This window comes from Arthrobacter sp. CAN_A1, from assembly GCF_015751665.1.
Lineage (GTDB): Bacteria > Actinomycetota > Actinomycetes > Actinomycetales > Micrococcaceae > Arthrobacter_D.
The window spans coordinates 161856-185360 of record NZ_JADOUR010000001.1 but is presented as its reverse complement, the minus strand read 5'-3'; the positions used below and the strand labels follow the sequence as shown (position 1 = coordinate 185360).

Annotated in this window: 24 protein-coding genes; 11 read left to right on the top strand and 13 right to left on the bottom strand. The window is 65.9% G+C overall.

The genetic code is table 11. The features are described 5' to 3' along the window. Positions 1-65 precede the first annotated feature (65 nt). From IWX62_RS00900 to IWX62_RS00880, 5 genes are read left to right on the top strand one after another with little or no spacing between them, the layout of a single operon-like run. A complete protein-coding gene (locus tag IWX62_RS00900; protein ID WP_196839484.1) occupies positions 66-569 on the top strand; it encodes an Asp23/Gls24 family envelope stress response protein in 504 nt (167 codons plus the stop codon). A gap of 9 nt (positions 570-578) precedes the next feature. Further along, positions 579-770 carry a DUF2273 domain-containing protein gene (locus tag IWX62_RS00895; protein WP_196839483.1) on the top strand — a complete coding sequence of 64 codons (192 nt, stop codon included), beginning with the start codon at positions 579-581 and terminating at the stop codon, positions 768-770. Beyond that, positions 767-1132 carry a hypothetical protein gene (locus IWX62_RS00890; RefSeq protein WP_196839482.1) on the top strand — a complete coding sequence of 122 codons (366 nt, stop codon included), beginning with the start codon at positions 767-769 and terminating at the stop codon, positions 1130-1132. The genes IWX62_RS00895 and IWX62_RS00890 overlap by 4 nt, the downstream gene beginning before the upstream one ends. After that, positions 1129-1716, top strand: a complete 588-nt coding sequence (locus tag IWX62_RS00885) for a DUF6286 domain-containing protein (RefSeq protein WP_196839481.1) — start codon at positions 1129-1131, stop codon at positions 1714-1716. The genes IWX62_RS00890 and IWX62_RS00885 overlap by 4 nt, the downstream gene beginning before the upstream one ends. Next, complete coding sequence (locus tag IWX62_RS00880) at positions 1713-2327, top strand: hypothetical protein (protein ID WP_196839480.1); 615 nt, start codon at positions 1713-1715, stop codon at positions 2325-2327. The genes IWX62_RS00885 and IWX62_RS00880 overlap by 4 nt, the downstream gene beginning before the upstream one ends. 2 nt (positions 2328-2329) lie before the next feature. Here the strand turns inward: IWX62_RS00880 and IWX62_RS00875 are convergent, their stop codons facing one another. Next, positions 2330-4078: a glycoside hydrolase family 13 protein gene (locus tag IWX62_RS00875; RefSeq protein ID WP_196839479.1), complete on the bottom strand. Its 1749-nt coding sequence runs from the start codon at positions 4076-4078 to the stop codon at positions 2330-2332. A 190-nt stretch (positions 4079-4268) separates the two neighbouring features. Here IWX62_RS00875 and IWX62_RS00870 point away from each other — a divergent pair, with 190 nt between their 5' ends. From IWX62_RS00870 to IWX62_RS00850, 5 genes are all read left to right on the top strand, one after another. Continuing rightward, complete coding sequence (locus IWX62_RS00870; RefSeq protein WP_196839478.1) at positions 4269-5624, top strand: ABC transporter substrate-binding protein; 1356 nt, start codon at positions 4269-4271, stop codon at positions 5622-5624. 135 nt (positions 5625-5759) lie between these two features. Beyond that, complete coding sequence (locus tag IWX62_RS00865) at positions 5760-6725, top strand: carbohydrate ABC transporter permease (protein ID WP_196839477.1); 966 nt, start codon at positions 5760-5762, stop codon at positions 6723-6725. Then, positions 6722-7684: a carbohydrate ABC transporter permease gene (locus IWX62_RS00860; protein WP_196839476.1), complete on the top strand. Its 963-nt coding sequence runs from the start codon at positions 6722-6724 to the stop codon at positions 7682-7684. Before IWX62_RS00865 ends, IWX62_RS00860 begins: the two co-directional genes overlap by 4 nt. A 6-nt stretch (positions 7685-7690) precedes the next feature. Next, complete coding sequence (locus tag IWX62_RS00855) at positions 7691-8701, top strand: LacI family DNA-binding transcriptional regulator (RefSeq protein WP_196839475.1); 1011 nt, start codon at positions 7691-7693, stop codon at positions 8699-8701. 96 nt (positions 8702-8797) lie between these two features. Next, positions 8798-9553: an alanine--tRNA ligase-related protein gene (locus IWX62_RS00850; protein WP_196839474.1), complete on the top strand. Its 756-nt coding sequence runs from the start codon at positions 8798-8800 to the stop codon at positions 9551-9553. A 156-nt stretch (positions 9554-9709) separates the two neighbouring features. On the opposite strand, the gene IWX62_RS00845 is transcribed toward IWX62_RS00850, so the two are convergent. The 12 genes from IWX62_RS00845 to IWX62_RS00790 all read right to left on the bottom strand — a co-directional run bounded on the left by IWX62_RS00845 (position 9710) and on the right by IWX62_RS00790 (position 22177). Beyond that, a complete protein-coding gene (locus IWX62_RS00845; RefSeq protein WP_196839473.1) occupies positions 9710-10564 on the bottom strand; it encodes a hypothetical protein in 855 nt (284 codons plus the stop codon). 3 nt (positions 10565-10567) lie between these two features. After that, positions 10568-11368, bottom strand: a complete 801-nt coding sequence (locus tag IWX62_RS00840) for an exodeoxyribonuclease III (RefSeq protein WP_196839472.1) — start codon at positions 11366-11368, stop codon at positions 10568-10570. Between the two features lie 28 nt (positions 11369-11396). After that, complete coding sequence (gene nadE / locus IWX62_RS00835) at positions 11397-12221, bottom strand: ammonia-dependent NAD(+) synthetase (RefSeq protein WP_196839471.1); 825 nt, start codon at positions 12219-12221, stop codon at positions 11397-11399. Between the two features lie 95 nt (positions 12222-12316). Beyond that, entirely contained in the window at positions 12317-13315 is a 999-nt protein-coding gene (locus IWX62_RS00830) for a sugar phosphate isomerase/epimerase family protein (RefSeq protein WP_196839470.1), read from the bottom strand. Positions 13316-13319: 4 nt separating this feature from the next. Then, a complete protein-coding gene (locus IWX62_RS00825; RefSeq protein WP_196839469.1) occupies positions 13320-14429 on the bottom strand; it encodes a Gfo/Idh/MocA family protein in 1110 nt (369 codons plus the stop codon). After that, on the bottom strand, positions 14426-15163 hold the full coding sequence (locus tag IWX62_RS00820; protein ID WP_196839468.1) for a sugar phosphate isomerase/epimerase family protein: 738 nt from the start codon (positions 15161-15163) through the stop codon (positions 14426-14428). Before IWX62_RS00820 ends, IWX62_RS00825 begins: the two co-directional genes overlap by 4 nt. Before the next feature lie 25 nt (positions 15164-15188). Next, positions 15189-16349, bottom strand: a complete 1161-nt coding sequence (locus IWX62_RS00815; RefSeq protein WP_196839467.1) for a Gfo/Idh/MocA family protein — start codon at positions 16347-16349, stop codon at positions 15189-15191. Further along, positions 16346-17245, bottom strand: a complete 900-nt coding sequence (locus IWX62_RS00810) for a sugar phosphate isomerase/epimerase family protein (RefSeq protein ID WP_333483129.1) — start codon at positions 17243-17245, stop codon at positions 16346-16348. The genes IWX62_RS00815 and IWX62_RS00810 overlap by 4 nt, the downstream gene beginning before the upstream one ends. Before the next feature lie 54 nt (positions 17246-17299). Further along, positions 17300-18538: a substrate-binding domain-containing protein gene (locus tag IWX62_RS00805; RefSeq protein WP_196839826.1), complete on the bottom strand. Its 1239-nt coding sequence runs from the start codon at positions 18536-18538 to the stop codon at positions 17300-17302. After that, positions 18538-19644, bottom strand: a complete 1107-nt coding sequence (locus tag IWX62_RS00800) for an ABC transporter permease (RefSeq protein ID WP_196839466.1) — start codon at positions 19642-19644, stop codon at positions 18538-18540. Before IWX62_RS00800 ends, IWX62_RS00805 begins: the two co-directional genes overlap by 1 nt. After that, on the bottom strand, positions 19641-20648 hold the full coding sequence (locus IWX62_RS00795) for an ABC transporter permease (RefSeq protein WP_196839465.1): 1008 nt from the start codon (positions 20646-20648) through the stop codon (positions 19641-19643). The genes IWX62_RS00800 and IWX62_RS00795 overlap by 4 nt, the downstream gene beginning before the upstream one ends. Next, a complete protein-coding gene (locus tag IWX62_RS00790) occupies positions 20645-22177 on the bottom strand; it encodes a sugar ABC transporter ATP-binding protein (RefSeq protein ID WP_196839464.1) in 1533 nt (510 codons plus the stop codon). Before IWX62_RS00790 ends, IWX62_RS00795 begins: the two co-directional genes overlap by 4 nt. Positions 22178-22293: 116 nt before the next feature. Between IWX62_RS00790 and IWX62_RS00785 the strand changes: the two genes are divergently transcribed. Beyond that, positions 22294-23505 carry an ROK family transcriptional regulator gene (locus IWX62_RS00785; protein ID WP_196839463.1) on the top strand — a complete coding sequence of 404 codons (1212 nt, stop codon included), beginning with the start codon at positions 22294-22296 and terminating at the stop codon, positions 23503-23505.

Genomic DNA, 23505 nt, shown 5'->3' with positions numbered 1-23505 from the left:
CTGCAACCGTGCCTTCCAGGGCGGGTAACCGTTAGGCTGAACACAACGAAAGGGGTGCACTGCTGATGGATGAGAACCGGACACCACCGCCCAGCCACCGACCGATTGACCACCCACCGGAAGTTGCCGGACGGGAGCTACCCGGTGAGTCGCAGGGCCTCATCCGGGTTGCTGATGCCACCACCGGCGGGAAAACCACCATCGCAGACCCGGCCGTGGCCAAAGTTGCTGCCATCGCGGCGCGGAAGGTGCCAGGGGTCTACAGCCTCGGGACAGGGGCCGGCCGGGCACTCGGCGCCATCCGGGATGCGGTCGGGGGCAGCGACCTGAGCCAGGGCGTGCAGGTTGAGGTAGGCGAAACCCAGGTGGCGGTCGATGTTGTCCTGGTGGCCGAGTACGGCCACCCGCTCACCGGCGTCGCCGATCAGGTCCGTGCGGCCGTCTACCACGGGGTCCAGGACCTCGTCGGGCTGCAGGTGATCGAGGTGAACGTCGAGATCACCGATGTCCACGTACCCGGCCTCAACGATCCCAAGACTCCCGACAAATCCCGTTCCGCGGCAAGTTAGGCCACCATCATGACTCCCACAATAGTTGGCATAGCGCTGGGCGCCGTCCTGGCATTCACCGCCCTGATCTTCGGTTTCTGGGGTTTCCTCCTCATGACCTTGTTCGTTGCGGTGGGGGCCCTGCTGGGCCGGGTCGCCGAGGGCAAACTGGACCTGGGTAGCGTTCGTGACGCCCTCACGGGCCGACGCTCATCCTCGTGAACGCCGGGGCCCCGGGTCTTGCCGGGCACAATCGGATCAGCACCCAGGCCCTGACCAGTACAGCGCGGGCGGTCGCCGCCGACGTCTTCGACATTCCGGCCCAGCAGATCCGGGCGAGCTGGTCCGATGATCGGGGCCTGCTGGCCCTGCGGCTGGCCCTCCCCATCGCCGTCCCGTCGCTGACCCGCATCGTCAGGGATCCGTCGTTGGTCGAAGGTGCCGGCGGATCAATTTGGGACCGCGCCCACGCGGCCAAAGGGCTGATCCTCCACCGGGTGGCGCAGCTGAGCGGCTCGCAGCTCAGCCGCGTCGACATCAGAATCACCGGGATCAAACTGACCGAGGGTGGGCGCGCCCAGTGAGCGAACGGATCACCCAGCTGACCCGGAAGGTAGTGCGCCGCGAACTGCATTCCTCCCGCGCGCTTCCCTCGGTTGCCGCAGCCGTCCTGATCTCCATCATTTGCCTGTACGTGATGTTCGAGGCCGCGTTGAAGGCGGCCGGCCAGGAGGCGTGGCTGGTCAGCCCCGGGCAGGCTGGGAACTGGCTGGGCACCTTGCCGGGCACCGTCCAGCCGGCGCTGCTGGCCGCGGCCGGCCTGGTGGTCTTTATCATCGGCTTGCTCTTCTTCCTCAACGCGGTACTCCCGGGGCGCCGCGCACGCCATTCCATCCCGAACCGGCGCACCGCGATCGTCGTCGACGCGGAGGTGCTTGCCTCCGCGCTGGCCCGCCGCGCCCGGATCGCCGCAGGGGTGACCCCCGACCAGGTGCTGGTCACAGTGGGGCGCCGGGCCGTTGACGTGCAGGTGCGCCCGACGTCGGGCATGCCGGTCAACGTCGAGTCCATCCGGGACGTCGTCGAGGACGAGCTGCGGCTGACCTCGGTGGAGCCAGTGCCCGCCGTGCGGGTGGCCGTCGCCCCGTCCGGGGTGATTGGCCAGTGAACCAGACCCCACGCGCGATCAACCGGCTGCTGCTGGGACTACTCGGTGCGGTGTTGATGGCGGTCGGTGCCACAGTTGCCCTGCTTGCGGTCCCCGCTGTGGCCACCTGGTGGCAATCCGCTGCCGCTGGGCTCGGCCGGTCGATTACCGAGCTGCTTGACCAGACCACCCTTGCCGGCCAACAGGACAGCTGGCTATGGATTGTGGTGGCGTTGGTGATGCTGCTGGCGGTGGTCCTGATGGTCGCCTGGGTAGCGGCGCAGGGCCGCGGGCGCTCCGGAACGCTGGCGCAGGAGACCGGCATCGAGACCCCCGACGATGCCGGTCGGGTCACGATCAACGGGTCAGTAGCTGAGCAGGCATTGAAGGCGGCGCTGCAGGAACGCGGCGACCTGGTGAACGCAGCGGTCACCACCTACGACTTCGACGGCGAACCAGCCCTGAGGGTAAGGGTCTTCCCGCGGTCAGGGGTCTCCCCGCACGAGGTGGCCACCGAGGTCACTGACCTGGTTGAAGCCCTCGACCTGCTCGTGGGACGCCAGACGCCGGTGCTGATCAGTATCAGCTCCGGCGCCCGGACCCGCTTCACCCGGACGGAACGGGTGCGCTGACCTCAGGAATCGGTGGGGACCAGCCACACCGACGCGTTGATGGTGAGGCGGCCGCCGTCGACGGCTGCCTCGCTGCTGGCCAGGATCACCCGATGATCGTTCGGCAGATCGATGGTGGCCGCTCCCATGTTAGCCAGCACCAGCACGGCGCCGTTGCGGTAGGACAGCATCCCCTCCTGCGGGCTGTTCAGGGGGGTCCACTCGAGGAGCCCGCGGCCCAACGCATGGCTCTGACGCAGGTTCAACGCGCTGCGGTACAGCTCGTAGGTTGAGCCAGCCACGCCCACCTGGACGTCGGCCGCGTAGCCGGCAAAGCTTGACGGCTGCGGCAGCCAGGGCGCCGCGCCCGGTGCGCTGACGGCGTCGTACACCCCGAACCCGAACCCTGGTGCTTCCGCCACCCAGGGCAGGGGGACACGGCAGCCATCGCGGCCGATCTCCGTGCCGCTGGTGCGGGCGAAGGTGGGATCCTCGCGGACGCCGTCGGGAAGGGTCGTGTGCTCGGGAAGCCCGAGTTCGTCCCCCTGATAGAGGTAGGCAGAACCGGGGAGGCCCAGCATGACCAGCGCGGCCGCGCGGCCGCGGGAGAGCCCCAACGCCTCGTCAGGCTGCTCGTGGTCAGTTCCGAGACCCTTCGGGAACTGGGTGGGGTCCTCAAGGCCGAACCGGCTGGTGTGGCGGACCGTGTCGTGGTTGGACATCACCCAGGTGCTTGGCGCCCCCACCTTCCCCGCCTCGGTCAGCGATTCGGTGATGCTCTCCGTCAACTGGGCCGCGTCCCACCCGGCGAGCAGGAAATCAAAGTTGAACGCCTGCTGCATTTCGTCGTGGCGGACGTAGCGGAACAACCGTTCGGCGGGTTCAACCCAGGCTTCGGCAACCAGCATACGGTCGCCGTCGTACTGGGCCAGCACCCTGTTCCATTCGCGGTAGATGTCGTGGACCCCCGGCTGATCGAAGTAGGGCGGGGTCTGGTTCAGGTCTGCCGGTTCCGGCTCCCCGGATTCGGGGGACCGGCCCGAGCCGCTCCCGTCGATCATGCTTGTCTGCTCGGCCCAGTCGGGGAGCCCCTCGGCCTTGACCATGCCGTGCGCCACGTCGATGCGGAAACCATCCACGCCGCGGTCCAGCCAGAAGCGCAGCACCGACACCATCTCGGCGCGGACCTCGGGGTTGTCCCAGTTCAGGTCCGGTTGTTTCGTGTCGAAAAGGTGCAGGTACCACTGCCCGTCCTCAAGCCTGGTCCAGGCGTTTCCTCCAAAGATGGACTGCCAGTTGTTCGGCGGCAGCTCCCCGTGATCGCCCAGGCCGTCCCGGAAGATGTACCGCTCGCGTTCCGGCGATGCGGGGGCGGCGACGGCGGCAGCCTTGAACCATTCGTGCTCGTCGGAGGTGTGGTTCGGCACCAGGTCGACGATCACCTTCATGCCTGATGCGTGAGCCTCAGCGAGCATCGCATCGAAGTCGGCCAGCGTGCCGAACAGGGGGTCGACGTCGCGGTAGTCGGCGACGTCGTACCCGGCGTCGGCCTGCGGGGACACATAGAACGGGGACAGCCAGATGGCGTCCACTCCGAGCTTCCGCAAGTAGGGGAGCCTGCTCCTGACACCCGCCAGATCGCCCATCCCATCGGCGTTGCCGTCCGCGAAGGACCGGGGATAGATCTGGTAGATTACCGCGTCCGCCCACCAGGGGGTCTGGGCTGCGGGAGTGTCGGTCGAGTCGCTGACAGCGGGTGCCGAAGCAGTCATTTACTCTCCTTGGAGAAAGTGGGGGGAGGGGGCGTTGGAGGCTTGAGCATGCGTCACGATTTGGTATCAAACACCGTGACATCCGGCACAGGTATTGTCGCCGGGTACGTAAGCGCTTACATTCATTTTACCAAACGCTGAGGCGGGGCGCGGTAAATGAGCTGCCACCGCCAGACAAAGGAGTCTATTCATGGCGATAATTCGCTCCAAGAAAACGCTACTGCCGATCGCGGTTTTGAGCGTACTGACACTGGGCCTCTCCGCTTGCGGCAGCGGGTCCGGGGACGACGGCGACGGCGGCGGCAGTGAGCCCGCAGCCGACTGCGCCGCATACGAAACCTACGGAACCTTCGATGGAGCCGAAGTCAGCGTCTATTCAACGATCGTTGATGTTGAAGCCGAACGGTTAGAGGGAGCCTGGGCGGACTTCTCCGAGTGCACCGGAGTCGAGGTGGTCTACGAGGGGTCAAAGGAATTCGAGACGCAGATTGGCGTGCGCTCCCAGGGCGGCACACCTCCTGACATCGCGATCTTCCCGCAGCCCGGTCTCCTCGCTACTGAAGTGGCCGGCGGAAGCGTGCTTCCGGCACCCGCCGAGGTGGAGGCTCTCGTTGACGAGAACTGGACCGAGGACTGGAAAGGGTATGGCACCGTCGATGGCGTCTTCTACGCCGCCCCGATGCTTGCCAGCATCAAAGGCTATGTCTGGTACGACCCCACGGTCTTCGCTGACAAGGGGTGGGAGATTCCCGAAACCCTTGACGAGATGGCGACCCTCACCGAGGAAATTGCCGCCGAGGGCACCATGATGCCATGGTGCGCCGGGTTCGAATCCGGTGAAGCGACGGGCTGGCCGGGCACCGACTGGGTCGAAGACTACGTGCTGCGCCAGTCCGGCCCGGAGGTGTATGACCAGTGGATCAACCACGAGATCCCCTTTAACGATCCTCAGATCGCCGAGGCCTTCGACGCGGTTGGAGAGATCCTGAAGAATGACGAATATGTCAACGGTGGGTTCGGTGACTCGCGGTCAATTCTGTCGACCCCGTTCCCCGATGCCGGCCAGCCGGTCCTCGACGGGGCCTGCGCCATGCATCATCAGGCGTCCTTCCAGTCCGCCAACTGGCCTGAGGAGACCATCGTCGCCGAGGATGGCGACGTGTGGGCGTTCATCACCCCCGGTGTAGAAGCGGGTGCCAAGGCGGTGACCGGCGGCGGTGAGTTCGTTGCAGCATACGCCGATCGTCCCGAGGTGGTTGCCTTCCAGAGCTTCATGGCCAGTGGTGAATTCGCCAACGCACGGGTTGCGCTGGGTGGCAACATCAGCGCAAACCTCCAGCTGGACCCCGCGGTAGCAACCTCGGATCTGGACCGCCAGTCCATCGAGTTGCTGCAGAGTGAAGAGACCGTCTTCCGGTTCGACGCATCAGATCTGATGCCGGGCGCCGTCGGTGCGAACTCGTTCTGGAGCGGCATCGTTGAGTGGATCAATGGTTCGGAGACCGAAGAGGTTCTCGACACTATCGAAAGCTCCTGGCCCCAGTAATCGAGCGGCTAGCCCGGCGTCTCCCCACCAGGGAGGGACGCCGGGCTTGCACTGGCGCCCTGTGCCCCAGTGTTGCGCCGTGCCTGTCGCACGGGCGTCCTTTACCAACCTTTATCGCACCAAGGAGTCTGCGCAATGGAGGATCTTGGCAGTAAGTTTGTTCAGGTGGTGGTGGCTCTAGCCATTTTCGCCGCCATTATCGGGCTGATCATGCTCATCGTTGATCGGGCGCCCAAATCGATCCGGGACAAGGTGACGATCGCCGGTTTCCTGGCACCCGCCGCGATCCTGTTGATCGTCGGGATGATCTGGCCCGCCGTGCAGACCACCCTGTTGGCGTTCACTGACCGTGATGGGAACGCCAACGGCATCGAGAACTTCGTCTGGATGTTCACCGAACCTACCGCCCTGATCACCCTCCGCAACACAGTGCTGTGGATGGCGCTGGTGCCGTTTCTTGCAACGGGGATCGGGCTGGTCTACGCGGTCATCATCGACAAGGCTCGGGGCGAACGCACCCTTAAAGCGCTGGTGTTCATGCCGATGGCCATCTCCATGGTGGGCGCCGGTGTAATTTGGCGGTTCATGTACGCCTACAGGGGCCCGGAACAGGAACAGATCGGCCTACTAAACCAGATTTTGGTGTGGCTTGGCGCCGAACCCCAGCAATTCCTGCTCGACGCACCAGGGAACACCTTCTTCCTGATTGCGGTCATGATCTGGATTCAGGTGGGATTCGCCATGGTCATCCTCTCGGCAGCGATCAAGGGCATCCCCGCAGAGATTGTCGAGGCGTCCCGGCTGGATGGTGCCTCGGCCTGGCAGCAGTTCAAGGACATCACCATCCCGTCCATTCGCGGGGCGCTCGTGGTGGTGGTCACCACCATCACCATCATCACGCTGAAGGTCTTCGATATTGTGCGCACCATGACCGCGGGCAACTATGACACGTCGGTGATCGCCAACGAAATGTACACCCAGGCGTTCCGGGCCAACGAGCCCGGTCGCGGTGCCGCACTGGCACTGGTGTTGTTCCTCATGGTGCTGCCGGTGGTCATCTACAACGCACGAGTACTCAAGCAGCAAAGGCAGATCCGATGAGTTCGACGCCGACCATCCCGCCAGTTCCCGCCGCGTCGCAGCCAGCTGACTCGCCGCAGGCGGTTCAGCCGCCCATCACCCGTCGGGTCAAGCAGCGCCTGACCTCCCGCGGCGCCACCATCGCAGCGATCATCATCGCCACCTTGTGGACCATTCCCACAGCGGGGCTCCTGCTCTCGTCCTTTCGACCGGAGGAGAACATCCAGGGCAACGGTTGGTGGAACGTTTTCGGCGATCTTGAGCTAACCCTCGACAATTACAGGGATGTGCTGGTGCCTGGCGGAAGCCAGTCGCCGAATCTAGGCGCCTACTTTGTGAATTCGCTGGCGATCGTTGTCCCCGCCACGCTCATTCCCCTCGTGATCGCGGCCATGGCGGCCTACATGTTTGCCTGGGGGAAGTTCAGGGGCAAGGACACCATGTTTGTGTTCATCTTCGCCCTCCAGATCATCCCGCTCCAGATGGCACTGATCCCGTTGCTGCGACTGTTCGTCAACCTCCAGATAGGGGATGTCCAGCTGCTCCCGTCCGGCTCCTACGCCCAGCTGTGGGTCGCGCACACCATTTTCGCCCTTCCGCTGGCCATCTTCCTGCTGCACAATTTCATCGCCGAAATACCCGGTGAGGTGATTGAGGCTGCGAAGGTGGACGGTGCCGGGCACGCCACCATTTTCTGGCGCATCATCATTCCGCTATCGGTGCCGGCGCTCGCTTCCTACGCCATCTTCCAGTTCCTGTGGGTCTGGAACGACCTGCTGGTGGCGCTCGTATTCTCCGGTGGAACGCCCGACGTCGCCCCGATCACGCAGCGGTTGGCGGAACTCACCGGCACCCGTGGCAGCGAGTGGCACCGGCTCACCGCCGGCGCGTTCGTTTCCATGATCGTCCCGCTGCTGGTCTTCTTCGGGCTTCAGCGGTACTTCGTCCGCGGGCTGCTGGCGGGTGGCCTCAAGGGGTGATCCGCGATGACCAGCATTGACGATGTCGCCAAGTCAATCGGTGTCTCAACGGCAACTGTCTCGCGGGCGCTGCGCGGGCTCGCCGGGGTGTCCGCGAGCACCCGGATGCGGGTGCAAAGTGCGGCTCAGGAGCTCGGCTACGTGCCGTCGTCGTCGGCCTCCGGTCTGGCGTCCGGACGGACGATGGCGATGGGGGTGCTGCTGCCGCAGATTGAACGCTGGTACTTCTCAGCGGTGCTGGAGGGGGTGGACCGCCAGTTGCGGGCCGCCGGGTATGACCTGGTGTTGTTCAGCCTGGGCGGGTCGGGGGTCAACCGGCAACGGGTGTTCCACCGGTCCATCCTGCGCAAACGCATCGACGCGCTCCTGGTGATGTGCATGGAACTCACCGATGACGAGCTGCAATCGCTGCAGGCACTCGAATCGCCCACCCTCGTGGTGGGCGGGTCGGTGAAGGGTGTCCGCCACGTGGGAATCGACGACGACGCCGCGGCCCGCGACGCCGTCGAGCACCTCATCGAGCTGGGACACACCAGGATCGCGCATCTGCGGGGCGGTGGCTCCTACGGCATCGAGTTTGAGGTGCCCCGCATCCGTGAGGAGGCGTACCTATCCACCATGGGCTTGCATGGGTTGACCGTCCGGCCAGATTGGTCGCTGTTCGGGGACTTCCGTTTCAAACGGGGCAAGGAGGCGGCTCTTGCGCTGCTGAAGGATCCAGCGGACCGGCCCACTGCGGTGTTCTGCTCCTCAGACGAAATGGCGTTCGGGGTGATCAGCGCTGCCGCGGAGCTGGGCATCAGCATCCCCGAACAGCTTTCCGTGGTGGGGATCGACGACCACGAGTTCGCCGACCCGCTGGGCCTGACGACCATCCGCCAAAGCCCCGAGGAGCAGGGAGCCTACGCTGCCGACCTGCTGCTGGCCGAGCTGGAGGGAGGCGTGCCGGTCACCGCCCCCGCGCCCCGCCCCCACGCACTGATTATCAGGACCTCCACCGCACCACCCTCCGGGTGACCCTGTGCCCCCGAATCGACGGGTTCACCGGGCATTGACGGAACTCTCCACTGAACGGGGCCATCCGGTGGGCAACCGGGTGGATAGACTCGGCTGATGGCTACCGAACTGACCTACCTGAACGACTTTGATGTGGTGACCGGCACCGCGAAGGTGCTGTCCGTCAACCAGGACGACGACGGCCGGACCGACGTCGTCCTGGACCGGACCTGCTTCTATCCCCGGGGCGGAGGCCAGGACTGGGATACCGGAGTCATCAGGGGCGTCCCGGGTGAGTTCCCTGGTGGCTTTGACGTGGACTTTGCCGTGGAGGAGGTCCGGTTGGACCCCGAGGGAGTGGTGCACCACCTCGGAACCGGGTCAATCGCGGCGGGTGACGGGGTGGCACTGGAGGTGGACGCGGCCCGACGGCTGGCCAACACCCGGCTGCACTCAGCCGGGCACGTGGTCGACCTGGCCGTGGAACGCCTGGGCCTGCCCTGGGTACCCGGCAAGGGCGCCCATTACCCGCACATGTCGTTCGTCGAGTACAACGCTGCGGTGCCCGCCGAGGAGGTTGACGCCGTCGTCGCCCGGATCCAGGAGGCCGCGCAAGACGTTGTCGACGCGGGCAGCACCAACGAGATCCGGTTCATGCCAGTGGCCGATATGGGGGAGTACTGCCGGAACGTGCCGGACAACATTCCCACCAACAAGCCGGCGCGGATTGTGCTGTATACAGCCGACTTCGGCGTGCCGTGCGGGGGTACCCATGTGGCGGACGTCAGTGACATCGGCACCCTGACCATCACCAAGATCAAGTCCAAGAAGGGTCTCACCAAGGTTTCCTACGCCGTCGACGGGATCAACTAGCGCCGTCGTCGTCCGGTCTGGTGAGCAATCCGGACCGGACGCGGCAGCCTAGTCATCCGTACTGGGAATGGGGCCCACCGATGCCTGTCTTCCTCACCGGACCGGCGTAGCTGGAGAGGCGGACGACGACGGTGGGCCAGTGGCGGGGCTGGGTGGCTAGTTGGCGCGGGCCAGTTGGCGGATCGGAATCCAACGGGATGCCAACCGGCGATATGAAGCCGCAGCGCCGGTCATGTCCCCTTCGGAGAGACACTCGATGCCCATCCGGACGTCCATCGGGGATTCATCGGGGAAGACCCGGTCGGCGACCGGGCCGTAGTCCAGTTCGACCACCGCGTCGAGGCGGAACAGCTGGAGCCATTCGATGATGTCGGTCAGGTCGTCGAGCAGGTCCAGCTCCGGTGCGGCGATCGCCAGGGACGCCATCGCGTGCTTCGCGCGTTCGATGCACTGGTGCACTGCCGCGGCGACCCGGACGGTGCGCACCTTGCCGCCGTCCTCGATCACCTCGGTCAGATCATCTTCGTGGATCAGGACAAACCAGGAGAACGGGATTCCCCAGGTGGCGGAGCGGGTGTGAAGTTTGGCTGTGGTTTCGGCGACTGTCTCGGGGTCGAGCCGGGCCTGATGCGCGTCAGTCGCCGCCTCGGGTAGCAACACGTCGACGAGGGGACCGCGGATGGTTTGGCCCAGCGACTCGGCTGCCAGGGAGGTACGGACCGCCAGCTGGTTGGGGCAGTAATACTGGGCGGTGATGCCGTTGCTGCCGGGGAAATGCAGGACCCGGACCAGATCGGTGCCGTGGTGGGGGAAGGGGTCCGACACCTGCCGCAGGATCCGCTGCATCGAGTTACTGCGTTCGATTCCCTCGGTGTCCTTGCGGTCGCGTGAGCGCTGTTCGAGGATCACCAGCTGCTGGGCGTCGCTGAACGCCTCAAGTGGTTCGTAAACCCTGAGGAATGACACGTAGGGAAAGGTGTGGCCCGTGGCGGCCGGACCGATGCCCGCCATCAGCTATCCCAGCTCCACAATGACCGGGGCATGGTCGGAAGCGCCCTTGCCCTTGCGTTCCTCGCGGTCGATTGACGCACCGGTCACCCGCTCGGCCAGCGCCGGGGACGCGAGGACGAAGTCGATGCGCATGCCCATCTTCTTGGGGAAGCTCAACTGCTTGTAATCCCAGTAGGTGTAGACGCCGGGGCCGGGGGTGTGCGGCCGGGCGACGTCGGTGAACCCTGAGCTCTCGAACGCGTGGAATGCTGCACGCTCCGGCGGGCTGACGTGGGTGTAGCCCTCCCGCTGGAACAGGTCAATGTCCCAGACGTCCTCATCCTGGGGTGCGATGTTCCAGTCACCGGTCAGGGCGATCTGCGCTGTGGGGTCGGCTTCGACCCAGCCGAGGGCCTTCTCCCGCAGGGTATCCAACCAGTCGATCTTGTACTGCATGTGCGGATCGTCGAGGGAACGCCCGTTGGGGACGTACAGGCTCCAGACCCGCACCCCGCCGCAGGTGGCGCCGATGGCACGGGCTTCCTGGATCGGTTCGGCGTCCTTCCCGAACAGGGGCTGACCCTCAAAGGTGCGTTCGACGTCGTCGAGCCCCACCCGGGAGGCGATGGCAACACCGTTCCACTGACTGAGGCCGAAGTGGGCTACCTCGTAACCGTTGGCCTCGAACAGGTCCCAGGGGAAGTTCTCGTCCTTGCACTTGGTCTCCTGGATCGCCAGGACATCGACGTCGGAGCGGGCAAGCCAGGCCTCGACGCGGTCAGCGCGGGCTCGGAGGGAATTGACGTTCCAGGTGGCAATCTTCACAGGGAACACGTTACCAATGTCCTGGGCGTCAGCCCCGCCACCAGGTGTCGAGGATGGTGACCGGGACGGTGCGCTTGTGCCGGGTGATGGTGTGGCGGCGTTCGATGGCGACGGCGGCGGCCTCGTCGATCTCCCTGCCTTCCAGATAGTCGTCAATCTGGTCGTAGGTGATTCCGAGTTCGTGCTCGTCGGTGCGGCCGGGCTGGTGATCGAGCAGGTCGGCCGTCGGCACCTTCGCGTAGATCTGCTCCGGCGCTCCCAGTTCCTTGAGCAGGGCCCGGTTCTGCCGCTTGTTCAAGCCGAACAGGGGAAGGATGTCAGCGCCGCCGTCGCCGTACTTGGTGAAGAACCCGGTCACCGATTCCGCGCCGTGATCGGTGCCGATCACCAGGAGGTTGTGCTGACCGGCGAGGGCATACTGGGTGACCATTCGGGCGCGCGCCTTGATGTTGCCCTTGGTGAAATCGGAAATGTCCTCGCCGGTGGCGCTGGCGTACTCCGCTTCGAAACCGTCAACGGCCGCGGCGATGTTGAAGGTGCGCTGGCTTTTCGGCTGGATGAACGCGAGGGCCGCCTGCGCATCGTCCTCGTCATGCTGCTCGCGGTAGGGGAGGCGGACGGCGATGAAATCGGCGTCGATTCCCTCCCCGGCGAGCTCGGTCACAGCGAGCTGCGCGAGCCTGCCCGACAGGGACGAGTCAACACCACCGCTGATCCCGAGGACAAAGCCGTTGGTGCCGGTGGCCTTGAGATAGTCCTTCAGGAAGGCGACCCGGGCACGGATTTCCGCTGCGGGGTCGATGGTGGGCTGCACGCCCATTTCCTCGATGATGCTGGCTTGGTTTTCGCGCATGGGAAAAGGCTACTACGGGGGCGTTTCCGGTGCGTTACGGCAAATCCCACCAGCATCCCCCCGCGAGGCCGCGCCGCCGAGGAAAGGGATGTCAGCTACTGCTTGAAGGCCGCATCGAAGGAGACACTGGACGGGCCGAAGTTGAACTGCTTCAGGAACGCCAACGCCTCCGGGGCACCCTGCAACCGGTCCATCCCGGCGTCCTCCCACTCAACTGAGAGGGGCCCGTCGTACCCGATGCTGGTCAACGCCCTGAAGCTGTCCTCCCACGGCACATCCCCCCGGCCCGTGGAGACGAAGTCCCAGCCGCGGCGGGGATCGCCCCAGGGCAAATGCGAGGACAGGATGCCGTTTCGACCGCCGCCCATCCGCATCTTCGTGTCCTTGCAGTCCACATGATAGATCCGGTCGGCGAAGTCGGAGATGAACGCCACCGGGTCAATCTGCTGCCACATGAAGTGGCTGGGATCCCAGTTCAGGCCGAAAGCCGGCCGGTTCCCGATCGCTTCCAGCGCGCGGTGCGTTGACCAGTAGTCGTAGGCAATTTCGGAAGGGTGCACTTCATGGGCGAACCTGACCCCACACTCGTCGAACACGTCGAGGATGGGGTTCCAGCGGTCAGCAAAATCCTGGTAACCGGCGTCGATCACGTCCTGGGACACCGGCGGGAACATCGCCACGTACTGCCAGATGGAGGACCCGGTGAACCCCACCACGGTCTTCACACCGAGCTTCTGCGCCAGCCGGGCGGTGAGCTTCATTTCCTCGGACGCGCGGGCCCTGACGCCGTCCGGCTCCCCATCCCCCCAAACCCGCGGGCCCACAATGGCCTGGTGCCGGAAGTCGATAGGGTCATCGCAGACGGCCTGGCCCTTGAGATGGTTGGAGATGGCCCACACCTTCAGGCCGTGGCGTTCCAGGATCTCCAGCCGGCCCGCAATGTAGTCGTCGTCGTCCCAGCGCCACGCATCAAGGTGGTCCCCGGAGACGGCGATCTCCAGGCCGTCGTAGCCCCACTCGCCGGCCAGACGGGCCACTTCCTCGAAGGGCAGGTCGGCCCACTGGCCGGTGAACAGGGTGTAGTTGCGTGCCATGGGTTTACTCCTGGGAAAGGGTGAGCTGGGCTGGATCCCAGTCCTCGGAAAGGGGCTCCAGAGCTGCCGCAGAACTGGTCACCGGCACAAACGCGCCGGTGTCCATGGACTCGGTGATCGCCGCCATGGCGTCAAGGATGTGGAAGCCTGTTGCACCCTGGGCACGGTGAGGTTGCCCCGCGCGAAGGGCTCGGGCCATCTCCAGGACGCCGGACCCACGGCTGAAGACCGATCCGACAGCCGGAATGACCTCCCAGTCGTCGGCGCCGTGCCGGTGCAACCGGACGTCCCCGAAGAACTCATTCGGGTCGGGGAAGGCGATGGTGGCCTCCGTTCCCGTGATTTCCAGGAACCCGGTGCGCGGGTGCGGTGAGTCGAAGCTGAAGATGCTCTGCGAGGACTGGCCGCCGTCGTACTCCACGAGGGCGCTGACGTGGGTGGGAACTGACACCTTAAACGTTTCGCCTGCCTTCGGTCCGGAGCCGATCACCCGGGTGTCCCGCGATCGGGAGCCGACGGCGGCCACCCGCCGGATGGAGCCGAAGGCCTGCACCAGGGTGGTCAGGTAGTAGGGCCCAATGTCGAACAGGGGTCCCGCTCCCTCCTGGAAAAGGAAGGCAGGATTGGGGTGCCAGGATTCCGGGCCGGGCGACTGCATCAGTGTCAGCGCGGTCAGGGGGGTGCCGATGTCGCCGCGCCGGATCCTGCGCAGTCCGGTCTGCAGGCCGGCGCCCAGGAAGGTGTCGGGGGCGCAACCCAGGCGCACTCCCGCCGCCTCGGCGGCTGCAAGCAGTTCCCGTCCCGAGCCCCGGTCCAGCGCGAAGGGCTTCTCGGACCAGACGTGTTTGCCGGCCGCCACCGCGGCGAGGGCCACCGGCACGTGCGCGGCGGGAGTGGTCAGGTTGACCACGATTTCGACGTCCGGGTGGGCCAACGCGTCGTCGACGCTCCCCGACAGCCCGACGCCGAACTCGGCGGCCCGGGCGCGGGCCGCATCCTCGAAGAGGTCAGCCACAATGTGGACGTGGAGATCGGGGAAGGCGGTGAGATTGGTCAGGTACTCCTTGCTGATGACGCCGGCGCCGATCACGCCGACGCCGACCGGTCCCCTCACGCGCCGGTCCGGGAGAGCAGGAAACGGCGGCTGTCCTCGATCGCTTCAAACAGGTCGCCGGTACTGTCATCGAGTTCAACCACAGCCGTTTCAACAGTCGACGACGCCGCCAGCACAGCATCGATGTCCATCCGCCCCGCACCGACTGCCACTTGCGAGGTGTTGTCCCTGTCGACGGCACCGTCCTTGATGTGGATCAGCCGGACCCGGTCGCCCAACCGGCCCAGCAGCGCCGCAGGATCCTGACCGCCGACAGCTACCCAATAAGTGTCCACCTCCAGGACTACCGAGGAGTGAAGGTGCTCGGCCAGGACCTCCAGACCGGTGCGGCCCTCGAAATCGGTTTCCAGCTCAAACCAGTGGTTGTGGTAGCCCACCCGGAGGCCGTACCCGGCAGCGAGCGCCGCCGCTTCGTTGAGCTGACCGGCCGTGGCGGCGATGTCGGCAACTGATGTCCAGCGCTCGGGGTCAACAAACGGGTCGATCACCGTACGCATGCCGAGGGTGCGGGCCGCCTCGAAGATGGTGGCCTGGTCGGCGGAGAGCAGCGGCGCGTGGCCGGACGGCGCCGCCAGGCCGTTGCGCTGCAGCGCAACGGCGAGGGGGCCCGGGTCGGCAGCAAAGTTGTACGGCTCCACATTGGTGAAGCCCATCGCCGCGATCCGGTCGATGGTGCCATCGAGGTCCGTCTCAAGCGAAGCACGGACGGTGTACAGCTGGACGGACAGTTCCATGGTTTCTCCTGCGTACGGTAGGTCTTCAGACGGGTGCGACGGCGGTGCCCGTCCGGGCGGCGCTGGCTTCCACTGCGGCCAGGACCCGCTGGGTGGCCAACCCGTCCTCGAACGACGGCGACGCCGGGGTGCCCGAGTCGATCGCGGTGAGGAAGTCGGCTGCCTGGCTGGTGAAGGTGTGGTCCCAGCCGAGGGTGTGCCCGGCGGGCCACCACGCTCCAAGATACGGGTGGGACGGCTCGGTGACCAGTATGGTGCTGTAGCCCTGCAGCTCGGTGGGCGTGCCGGTGTCGAAGTACCGCAGCTCGTTGAGGTGCTCGAGGTCGAACCGCAGCCCGCCGCGGGAACCGTAGATCTCAATCTGCAACGAGTTCTTGCGGCCGGTCGCGAACCGGGAGACCTCAAGACTGGCGACGGCGCCCGAGGCTAGACGCAGGGTGGCCCAGGCGGCGTCGTCGACGGTGACCGGCTCAGGGCCGTCCGGGCCGGGACGTTCGGTCACAAACGTGTTGACCGTGCCGGAGACCGAGGTCACCGGGTCATCGAGCAGGAACGCGACCTGATCGACGGCGTGCGACGCCAGGTCGCCCAGCGCCCCCGAGCCGGCGGATGCCTGACGCAACCGCCAGCTCATGGCGGCGCGCTCGTCGGCGAGCCAGTCCTGCAGGTAACTCACGCGAATCTGACGGACGTCCCCCACGCGCCCGTCAGAAATCAGGGACCGCGCCAGGGCAAGCGCGGGAAGCCGGCGATAGTTGAAGCCGACCATTGACTGGATGCCGCGGGTCCGCGCGTCGACTGCGGCCTCGACCATCTGTTCGGCTTCCGCCACGGAATTGGCCAGCGGTTTCTCCACGATGACGTGCTTGCCGGCGTTCAGGGCGGCGATGGCCAGCTCGGCGTGGAGGTGCCCGGGGGTGCAGATGTCAACGATCTGGATGTCGTCGCGTTCGAGCACCTCCCGCCAGTCAGTTGAACTTTCGGCCCAGCCAAACTGGGTGGCGGCGTCGGCCACCTGGCTGGCGTGCCGCCCCACGAGGAGCTGCTGTCGCACGCGCGGCGTCGGGTAAAAGGCATTCACGTTGCGCCAGGCGTTGGAATGCGCCTTCCCCATGAAGGAGTAGCCGAGAACGGCCACCCCGAGCGTGCCGGGCACGGCAGTGGCTGCCGGGGCGGGGGTGGTCATCGGTGGTCTCCTTGAAGCAGGGGCGTGGCGGTTCCTGAGCGGGTGAGCGAGCGCAGGAACGCGAGGCCGTCGTGGGCGAGCCGGTCCTGGGACTCGGCGAGGGGCCGCCAGATGGAGGCGGCGGTGGCGATGCTGGCGTTGTGTGAAGTGAAACTTTCGATGTTCAGCGGTCCGCTGTAACCGACCGCGTCGAGGGCTTCGATGATGCCCGTCCAGTCGGTCTGGTCGCCGCCCGGGGCGCCGCGGTCATTGCCGCAGACCTGCAGGTGCACCAGGTGTTTCCCTGCCCGCAGGATGGCGTCGGCGGAGGAGCGTTCCTCGATGTTCAGGTGGTAGGTGTCCAGTGCCAGGCCTACCGCGGGCCCGAGCAGCGGCCCCAGGGCGTCAAGCGCCTGGTCGACCGTGTTGATCAGCGACGTTTCGTACCGGTTCAGAGGTTCGATCCCGAGGACGACGCCGGCGCCGGCCGCTTCGTCGGCGAGGGGGGCAAGGTTGCGGCGCAGCTGTTCGTACACCGAGGCGCGTTCGTCGTCGTCCATCCGCCACAGCCGGCCGGTGGAGGAGTAAAACGGCCCGCACACCGACGGTGCACCGGCGTCGTGGGCCAGCTGGATGCAGGCACTCAGGTACCGCTGGGTCCCGAGGATGGTCGCGCTGTCGGCGCAGACCAGGTCCCGGCCGGGTGCCATCGCGCCCACCAGGTACGGGTGCATCCCGTGGAGGGAGTCCCTGACGGTTTCAGCAGCGAAGTCGCCGATGTTCTCGAGGGGGAGTTCGACGGCGTCGAACCCCATGGTGGCGATGGAACCCAGCAAAGGAGGCAGGGTGGCGTCGGTCAGGGGTGAGGTCCATACCCAGGTGTTGACGCCGAGGGGGCGCTGACTAATGCTGTCCACGGTCCTGCCTCCTTTCGCTGTGCTGGTAGTCGTTACTGCGGGTGGTTGATCGGGTTACGGAATCTGGCGTTCCTGCCAGACCTCGGGGTAGCCCTCCATGTCCTCGCCGCCGAACTTGGCGTAGTGGCCATCAGGCATGCCCTCATTGGCGGCGAGGAAGTCGCCCCGTTCGTCCTCGGTAATCGGCGTCTGGGGGAGGATCCACTCGGCGGGGACTTCCTCGCCAGCGAAGATCTTCTCCAGTGCCAGCAGCGGGGTGCGCCACTGGAAGTTGGAGTAGACGGGTGCCAGCGCGTCGATGCCGGTTTCCTCCCATTTGCGCAGGAAGCTCATCTCGTCCTCACCGGTCATGACCGGAAGATCGGCTCCTGCATCCTCGAAGGCCTCGATCGCTGCGACGGCGCCGTCGCCCGCGTCCATCCAGATGCCCTGCACGTCGCCGGTGGCCAGCTCGTCAGCGAGGATGTCCTTGATCTCGGTGGGGTCGGCTCCGGTGAAGTAGTCGACCGCCTCGATACCGTTCTCCTCAAAGATCCGCTCGGCGGCAGCCCAGCGCTGCTCGAGGACGTCAACGCCCGGCAGGATGCGCAGCGCAACGACCTTGTCGCCTTCCTCGAGCCGTTCGCTCAGGAACTCGGCGGTGTCAATGCCCCAGGCGAAGCCGCCGATCGGGTGGATGAAGGTGACCGCGCAGTCGGTTTCCACGCCGCGGTCAAACACCACTACCGGTTTTCCGGTTTCGCAGGCCCGCTCCACGGCAGGCGTCATGGCCGCCGTCGAGTTGGGGGAGATGATGAACGCGTCGCAATTGCCTTCAGCGATGAAGTAGTCGATGTCGGCGATTTGCGTATTGTCGTCGTCCTGCGCGTCGCGGGTTTCCATCTCGGAGATCACGCCCGAATCCTGCAGCGCCTTGAGCTGCTCGTTCATCGTGATCCAACCGGTCTGCCGCCACGGGTTCGAGATCGAGGCGTTGGCGAAGCAGGCCTTCTGCGCCCCGTCCGCGGCGTAGTCGGCGGTATCGGTCATGTCCCCGTCGATGTACTGCAGCCACGGCTGTTCGGGGTCGCCCTCGAAGGTTGCTGAGCGCTGCTCGAACTGGTCGTCGTACACCTCCTGAACAAACCATTCGTCGCTGCTCGTTTCCTCGGCGGCTGGTGTGGTTGCTTCGGCGGCTGCCGAGGCGTCTTCCGTAGGCGGGTTCTCAAGGGATGAATCGGTAGTGCAAGCGGTCAGGGCGAGCAGCGATGTGGCTGCCACGACAGTGACCTTTGTCAGGATGCTTCGTCGCATCATATTCCTCTCTCATTGGTGCCCACGGTGGGCGGTGGTGCGATGGGGTGGGTCGGTTCATGGGTCCGGGAGCTGTTGCCGCGGCGTTTCCGCTGCCAGGTCTGGGCGGCCGCCGCGACGGCGAGGATGATGATCAGGCCCTGGACGGTGTCCCGCCAGGTGGATTCGACGCCAAGGAAGTTCACCAGGGTGAACAGTGTTTCGAGTGCGAAGGCGCCCGCTGCGGCGGACAGGACCCAGCCGCGGCCACCGCCCAGGACCACCCCGCCAAGGACGACGGCGGTGATGGCTGTGAACTCGTAGCCACGGCCCACCGACGGGTGGACCCCGGCATAGCCCACCAGGATGATCCCGGCCACGGTTGCCGACAGGGAGGAGAGCATGAATGCACGGGTCTTGACCCACCAGACGCGGGCGCCGGTCAGGGCCGCCGCGCGGTGGTTGTCGCCGACGGCGATCAGGGTGCGACCGTAGGGCCGGCGCATCAGCCAGAGGGCCGCAGTGGCGGTGACGGCGAAGATGATGACCGGGTAGGGGATGATCTCCAGCACGGGGACGTCCCGGATGCCGCCGCGGCCAATCTGCCGGAAGCTGTCAGCTGGGTTGCCGGTCGCGGCGCCGCCGGTGGAGTAGAGCACCAGGCCGAGCAGGGCCAACATCATGCCGAGGGTGACAATGAAGCTCGGCACCTTCAGCAGGGTGGTCACCAGCCCGTTGATCAGCCCAATGAGGGCGCCGAACGCGAGCATCAGCACCAGCACCGGGATGACCCGGCTGTCGTCGTCGCCAATCAGGTTGCCGGCGATGAAAACCTGCGCTGTGACCACCGACCCCATGGACAGGTCAAACTCGCCGGACACGATGACGAAGTATTGCCCGATCGCGGCGATGGCGATCGGCGCTGTCCGGCCGATGAAACGGATCAGGGAGCCGGGCTCGCCGAAGGACGGGTTGGCGGCGATGACGGCGATGAGCAGCGCGATCAGCAGCAGAAACACTGCGCCGCTGGGTGTCCGCAGGGCCCGCCACAGGCGGTCGCCTGCCGACGACCGGTTCCGGGCGAGGATTTCGTTCCGGGTTCCCTGCGCGTTTTCGCTGACGCTCATGCCGATACCTCGCGCGCTGTCGGTGATGCTGTCTCGTCGAAGCGGGGTGGACGGGTGACGACCGTACGGCGGGCGTAGACGGCGACGGCGATCACGATCACCAGTCCGCGCACCACGTCCTTGAGGAACGGGTTGATCTGCATGACACTCATGATGTTGTCCAGCATCGCGAAGATCAGCACCCCGCCCAGCGTTCCCACCAGGGAACCCTTGCCTCCCGCGAGGAGGGTTCCGCCGAGGACGACAGCGGCAATGGACAGCAGGTCGTAGCCGCCCTGGGATCCGATCGTGGGGCTCCCGACGCCGAGCCGGGCAGCCAGCAGCAGCCCGGCCAGGCCGGCCATCACCGAGCACAGCACGTGGGCGGTGATGATCGGGGTGCGGGTGCGGATGCCCGACATCCTGGCGACACCAAGATCCCCGCCTACCGCGTAGATGTGGTGGCCCACCCGGGTGCGGTTGAGCATCAGGAGGACCAGGCCCGCGGTGGCGAGCATGATCAGGGTGGAGATCGGAACGGGTCCCAGCCCGGTGGCACCGATCAGCCGGAAGGACAGGGGCGTCTGCCCGGAGCTGCCCTGGTAGTTGGTGGCGAGGTAGCCGCTGATGATCAGGCCCATGCCGAGGGTGGCAATGAAACCGTGCACTTTCAGTCCCGACACCACCAGGCCGTTGGCGAGGCCGATCAGGGCCGAGACGGCGAGGGCAGCGAGAATGCCGGGGAGCACGTTGGCGCCCTGGTTGGCCATGATGCCGGCGGCGATCAGGCTGGAGAGGCTGATGACGTACGGGACCGACAGATCAAGGCTCCCGACCAGGATCACCAGGGTCTGACCGATGGCGATGAATCCCAGCACACTGGTACCGGTCAGGATGTCCGAGATGTTGCCGGTGCTGAAGAAGCTGCGGCCCACCGATCCGACCAGCACCGTCCCGACGATGATGGTGAGGAGCACCACCAGATAGACGATGTGGGTCGATGTGAGCCTCGACAGTCGGTTCATGATGGAGCCTCCTCGGTCCGCGCGCCGGTGGCCAGCTGCAGAACCTCTTCCTCGGTGGACGTCGGGGATAGTTCGCCGGCAATGAGGCCGTCCCGCATCACCAGCACCCGGTCGGACATGCCAAGCACCTCGGGGAGTTCGCTGGAGACCATGAGGATGGCTTTGCCCTCGGCCGCCAGCGCCCGCATCAGGTTGTAGACGGCCACCTTGGCGCCGACGTCGATGCCGCGGGTGGGCTCGTCCAGCAATACCAGTTGCGGGGAGATGGCCAGCCACTTGGCCAGGACCACTTTCTGCTGGTTACCACCGGAGAGGTACTGGACCTCCTGGTCCAGGTCTCTGGCGATCACCTCCAGCGACGAGAACACGCCGGGCGCTTCCTGCCGGGCCTGGCTGGTGCGACCGGGGAATACTGAGCGGATCACGCTGAGGGCGTTATCGAGGATTGACTGGTTCAGGCTCAGGCCCTGTGATTTGCGGTCCTCGGTGATGAGGGCAACCCGATGCTGGATCGCAGCGCGGGTGCTTCTGGCGGTGTACGGCTGGCCGGCCAGCCGCATGGTGCCGCGGGTGAAGGGTGCGGCGCCGAAGATTGCTTCCACCAGTTCGGTGCGCCCGGACCCCTGCAGGCCAGCGATCCCCACAATTTCGCCGGTCCGGAGGGTCAGGTTGATAGCGTCGAGTTGGTCATTGCCGCCGCCGGAGACTTCCAGCAGAGGCTCGCCCACCGTGGTGCCGGGCACGGGGTCGGGGAAGTACGCGGAGATGGGGCGCCCCACCATCAGACGCACCAGCGAGGCGTCATCCATTGACGACGCCGGCTGGGAGCCGACAATTTCGCCGTCCTTGAGGACGGTGATCGTGTCGCACAGGTCGAAGATTTCCTTCAGGCGGTGCGATACGTAAAGGATTGCCACGCCGCGGTCCTTCAACCGCCGGATGATTCCGTACAGCAGGTCCACTTCAGGGCCGGCGAGGGCGGCAGTGGGTTCGTCCATGGAAATGATCCGTGCGTCGTAGCTGACGGCCTTGGCAATCTCGACGATCTGCTGCTGCGCGACCGACAGGTTACTGACTGGGGTGGACGGGTGGATGCTGGTGATGCCCAGCTGGTCCAACAGTTCGGCGGTGCGATCCAGCATGGCCTTCTTGTTGACCAGGACCCCCCGTCGTGGTTCCCGCCCGAGGTAGATGTTTTCGGCGACCGTGCGGTCGGGGAGGAGGTTGAATTCCTGGAAGACGGTGGACAGCCCGGCCTCGTGGGCCTGGGTGGGATGGGTGAAATCGACTGCGGTACCCGCCAGGTCGATGGTCCCGGAGTCCCGGTGGTGGACGCCCGCGAGGAGTTTCATGAGCGTGGATTTACCTGCCCCGTTCTCTCCGACGAGACCGTGGACCTCGCCGGCCCGCAACTGCAGGGACGCGTCCTTCAGAACCTGGATCCCGAAGAAACTCTTGGACAGTCCAGAGACGCTCAGCACCACGGGGGTGCTTTCCCGGGGTTCTGGGGGGAAGACATCGTTATCCACCCGCCCACTGTGACATAGAACTCACACTTTTGTCGAGCATTACGCAAAAGTATGTTGTTGAACATTCGTTAGTAAGTTGCGAGACAGGTCGAAGTTCCGCGTGGTTTACTAAAACTGTGGTGAAGATTGAGTCCGAAAAGCAGGCCCGAACGTCGGCGTTACCTGCTCCTGGAGCCAGCGAGGTATTCCAGCTGCTCCGTGATGGGCAGCCGCGGACGCGTGCGGAACTGGCGCAACTCACTGGGCTGGCTCGGTCAACTGTTGCTTCACGGGTGGACACGCTGATGGCCCTTGGGCTGGTTGCCCCGTACGGGGGTGCTGTGTCGACGGGCGGCAGGCCCCCGTCGTTGTTTGCGCTCAACCCTGGGGCCCGTGGGGTGATTGGCGCCGATATCGGCGCCACCCACGCGCATGTCATCCTCACTGACCTGTCCGGGGCCGAACTCGCCAGCGCCCGGCAGACCCTGAACATTTCCGACGGGCCCGGGGCGGTGCTCGGCTGGCTGGTCGAAGCGATCGGCGCCCTGTTGCTGGAGGCCCACCGGAGCAGCGCCGAGCTGGCGGCAATCGGAATCGGTCTGCCCGGACCGGTCGAACATGAGACCGGCCGCCCCATCAATCCCCCGATCATGCCAGGCTGGGACCGTTTCGACGTGCCCGGGCTGGTGCAACGGAGTTTCGACGTGCCGGTGCTGGTGGACAACGACGTCAACATCATGGCGCTCGGTGAGCTGAGCGGTAACTGGCCGGACACCACCGACCTGATGTTCATCAAGGTGGCCACCGGTATCGGCGCGGGAATCATCTCCGGTTCGATGCTGCAGCGCGGCGCGCAGGGCACGGCGGGCGACCTTGGCCACGTCCGGGTTCCACGGGGCGGGGACATTCCGTGCCGCTGCGGGAACACGGGGTGCCTTGAAGCGTTGGCGGGTGGCCCTGCCCTCGCGGCGGCGTTGAGCGCCCTGACCGGTGGGGTGCTGACCACGAGCCAGGGGGTCATCGACCTGGTCCGGTCGGGGGATCGTGATGCCATTCAGGTGATCCGCCAGGCCGGCCGGGACATCGGCGATGTGCTGGCCACCTGCGTGAACCTGATCAACCCGTCAGTGGTGGTGATCGGCGGCAGCCTCGCGCAGGCGGGAGAGCACCTGCTGGCCGGGATTCGCGAGGTGGTCTACCGGCGGTCCCTGCCGCTAGCCACAGAACATCTGCGGATTGTGCCGTCAGTTGCCGGGGAAACCGCTGGTGTCCGGGGCGCAGCCGTCATGGCAATTTCCCACGTCCTCTCGCCTGAGTCCATTGAGACGGCGAGCCTGGGCGCGCTCTAG

Bases quoted from the DNA above. Each gene is read 5' to 3' on its own strand.
- IWX62_RS00900 (WP_196839484.1), top strand. From the start codon at position 66: ATGGATGAGAACCGGACACCACCGCCCAGCCACCGACCGATTGACCAC.
- IWX62_RS00895 (WP_196839483.1), top strand. From the start codon at position 579: ATGACTCCCACAATAGTTGGCATAGCGCTGGGCGCCGTCCTGGCATTC.
- IWX62_RS00875 (WP_196839479.1), bottom strand. From the start codon at position 4,078: ATGACTGCTTCGGCACCCGCTGTCAGCGACTCGACCGACACTCCCGCA.
- IWX62_RS00870 (WP_196839478.1), top strand. From the start codon at position 4,269: ATGGCGATAATTCGCTCCAAGAAAACGCTACTGCCGATCGCGGTTTTG.
- IWX62_RS00865 (WP_196839477.1), top strand. From the start codon at position 5,760: ATGGAGGATCTTGGCAGTAAGTTTGTTCAGGTGGTGGTGGCTCTAGCC.
- IWX62_RS00860 (WP_196839476.1), top strand. From the start codon at position 6,722: ATGAGTTCGACGCCGACCATCCCGCCAGTTCCCGCCGCGTCGCAGCCA.
- IWX62_RS00855 (WP_196839475.1), top strand. From the start codon at position 7,691: ATGACCAGCATTGACGATGTCGCCAAGTCAATCGGTGTCTCAACGGCA.
- IWX62_RS00850 (WP_196839474.1), top strand. From the start codon at position 8,798: ATGGCTACCGAACTGACCTACCTGAACGACTTTGATGTGGTGACCGGC.
- IWX62_RS00845 (WP_196839473.1), bottom strand. From the start codon at position 10,564: ATGGCGGGCATCGGTCCGGCCGCCACGGGCCACACCTTTCCCTACGTG.
- nadE (WP_196839471.1), bottom strand. From the start codon at position 12,221: ATGCGCGAAAACCAAGCCAGCATCATCGAGGAAATGGGCGTGCAGCCC.
- IWX62_RS00830 (WP_196839470.1), bottom strand. From the start codon at position 13,315: ATGGCACGCAACTACACCCTGTTCACCGGCCAGTGGGCCGACCTGCCC.
- IWX62_RS00820 (WP_196839468.1), bottom strand. From the start codon at position 15,163: ATGGAACTGTCCGTCCAGCTGTACACCGTCCGTGCTTCGCTTGAGACG.
- IWX62_RS00815 (WP_196839467.1), bottom strand. From the start codon at position 16,349: ATGACCACCCCCGCCCCGGCAGCCACTGCCGTGCCCGGCACGCTCGGG.
- IWX62_RS00805 (WP_196839826.1), bottom strand. From the start codon at position 18,538: ATGCGACGAAGCATCCTGACAAAGGTCACTGTCGTGGCAGCCACATCG.
- IWX62_RS00800 (WP_196839466.1), bottom strand. From the start codon at position 19,644: ATGAGCGTCAGCGAAAACGCGCAGGGAACCCGGAACGAAATCCTCGCC.
- IWX62_RS00795 (WP_196839465.1), bottom strand. From the start codon at position 20,648: ATGAACCGACTGTCGAGGCTCACATCGACCCACATCGTCTATCTGGTG.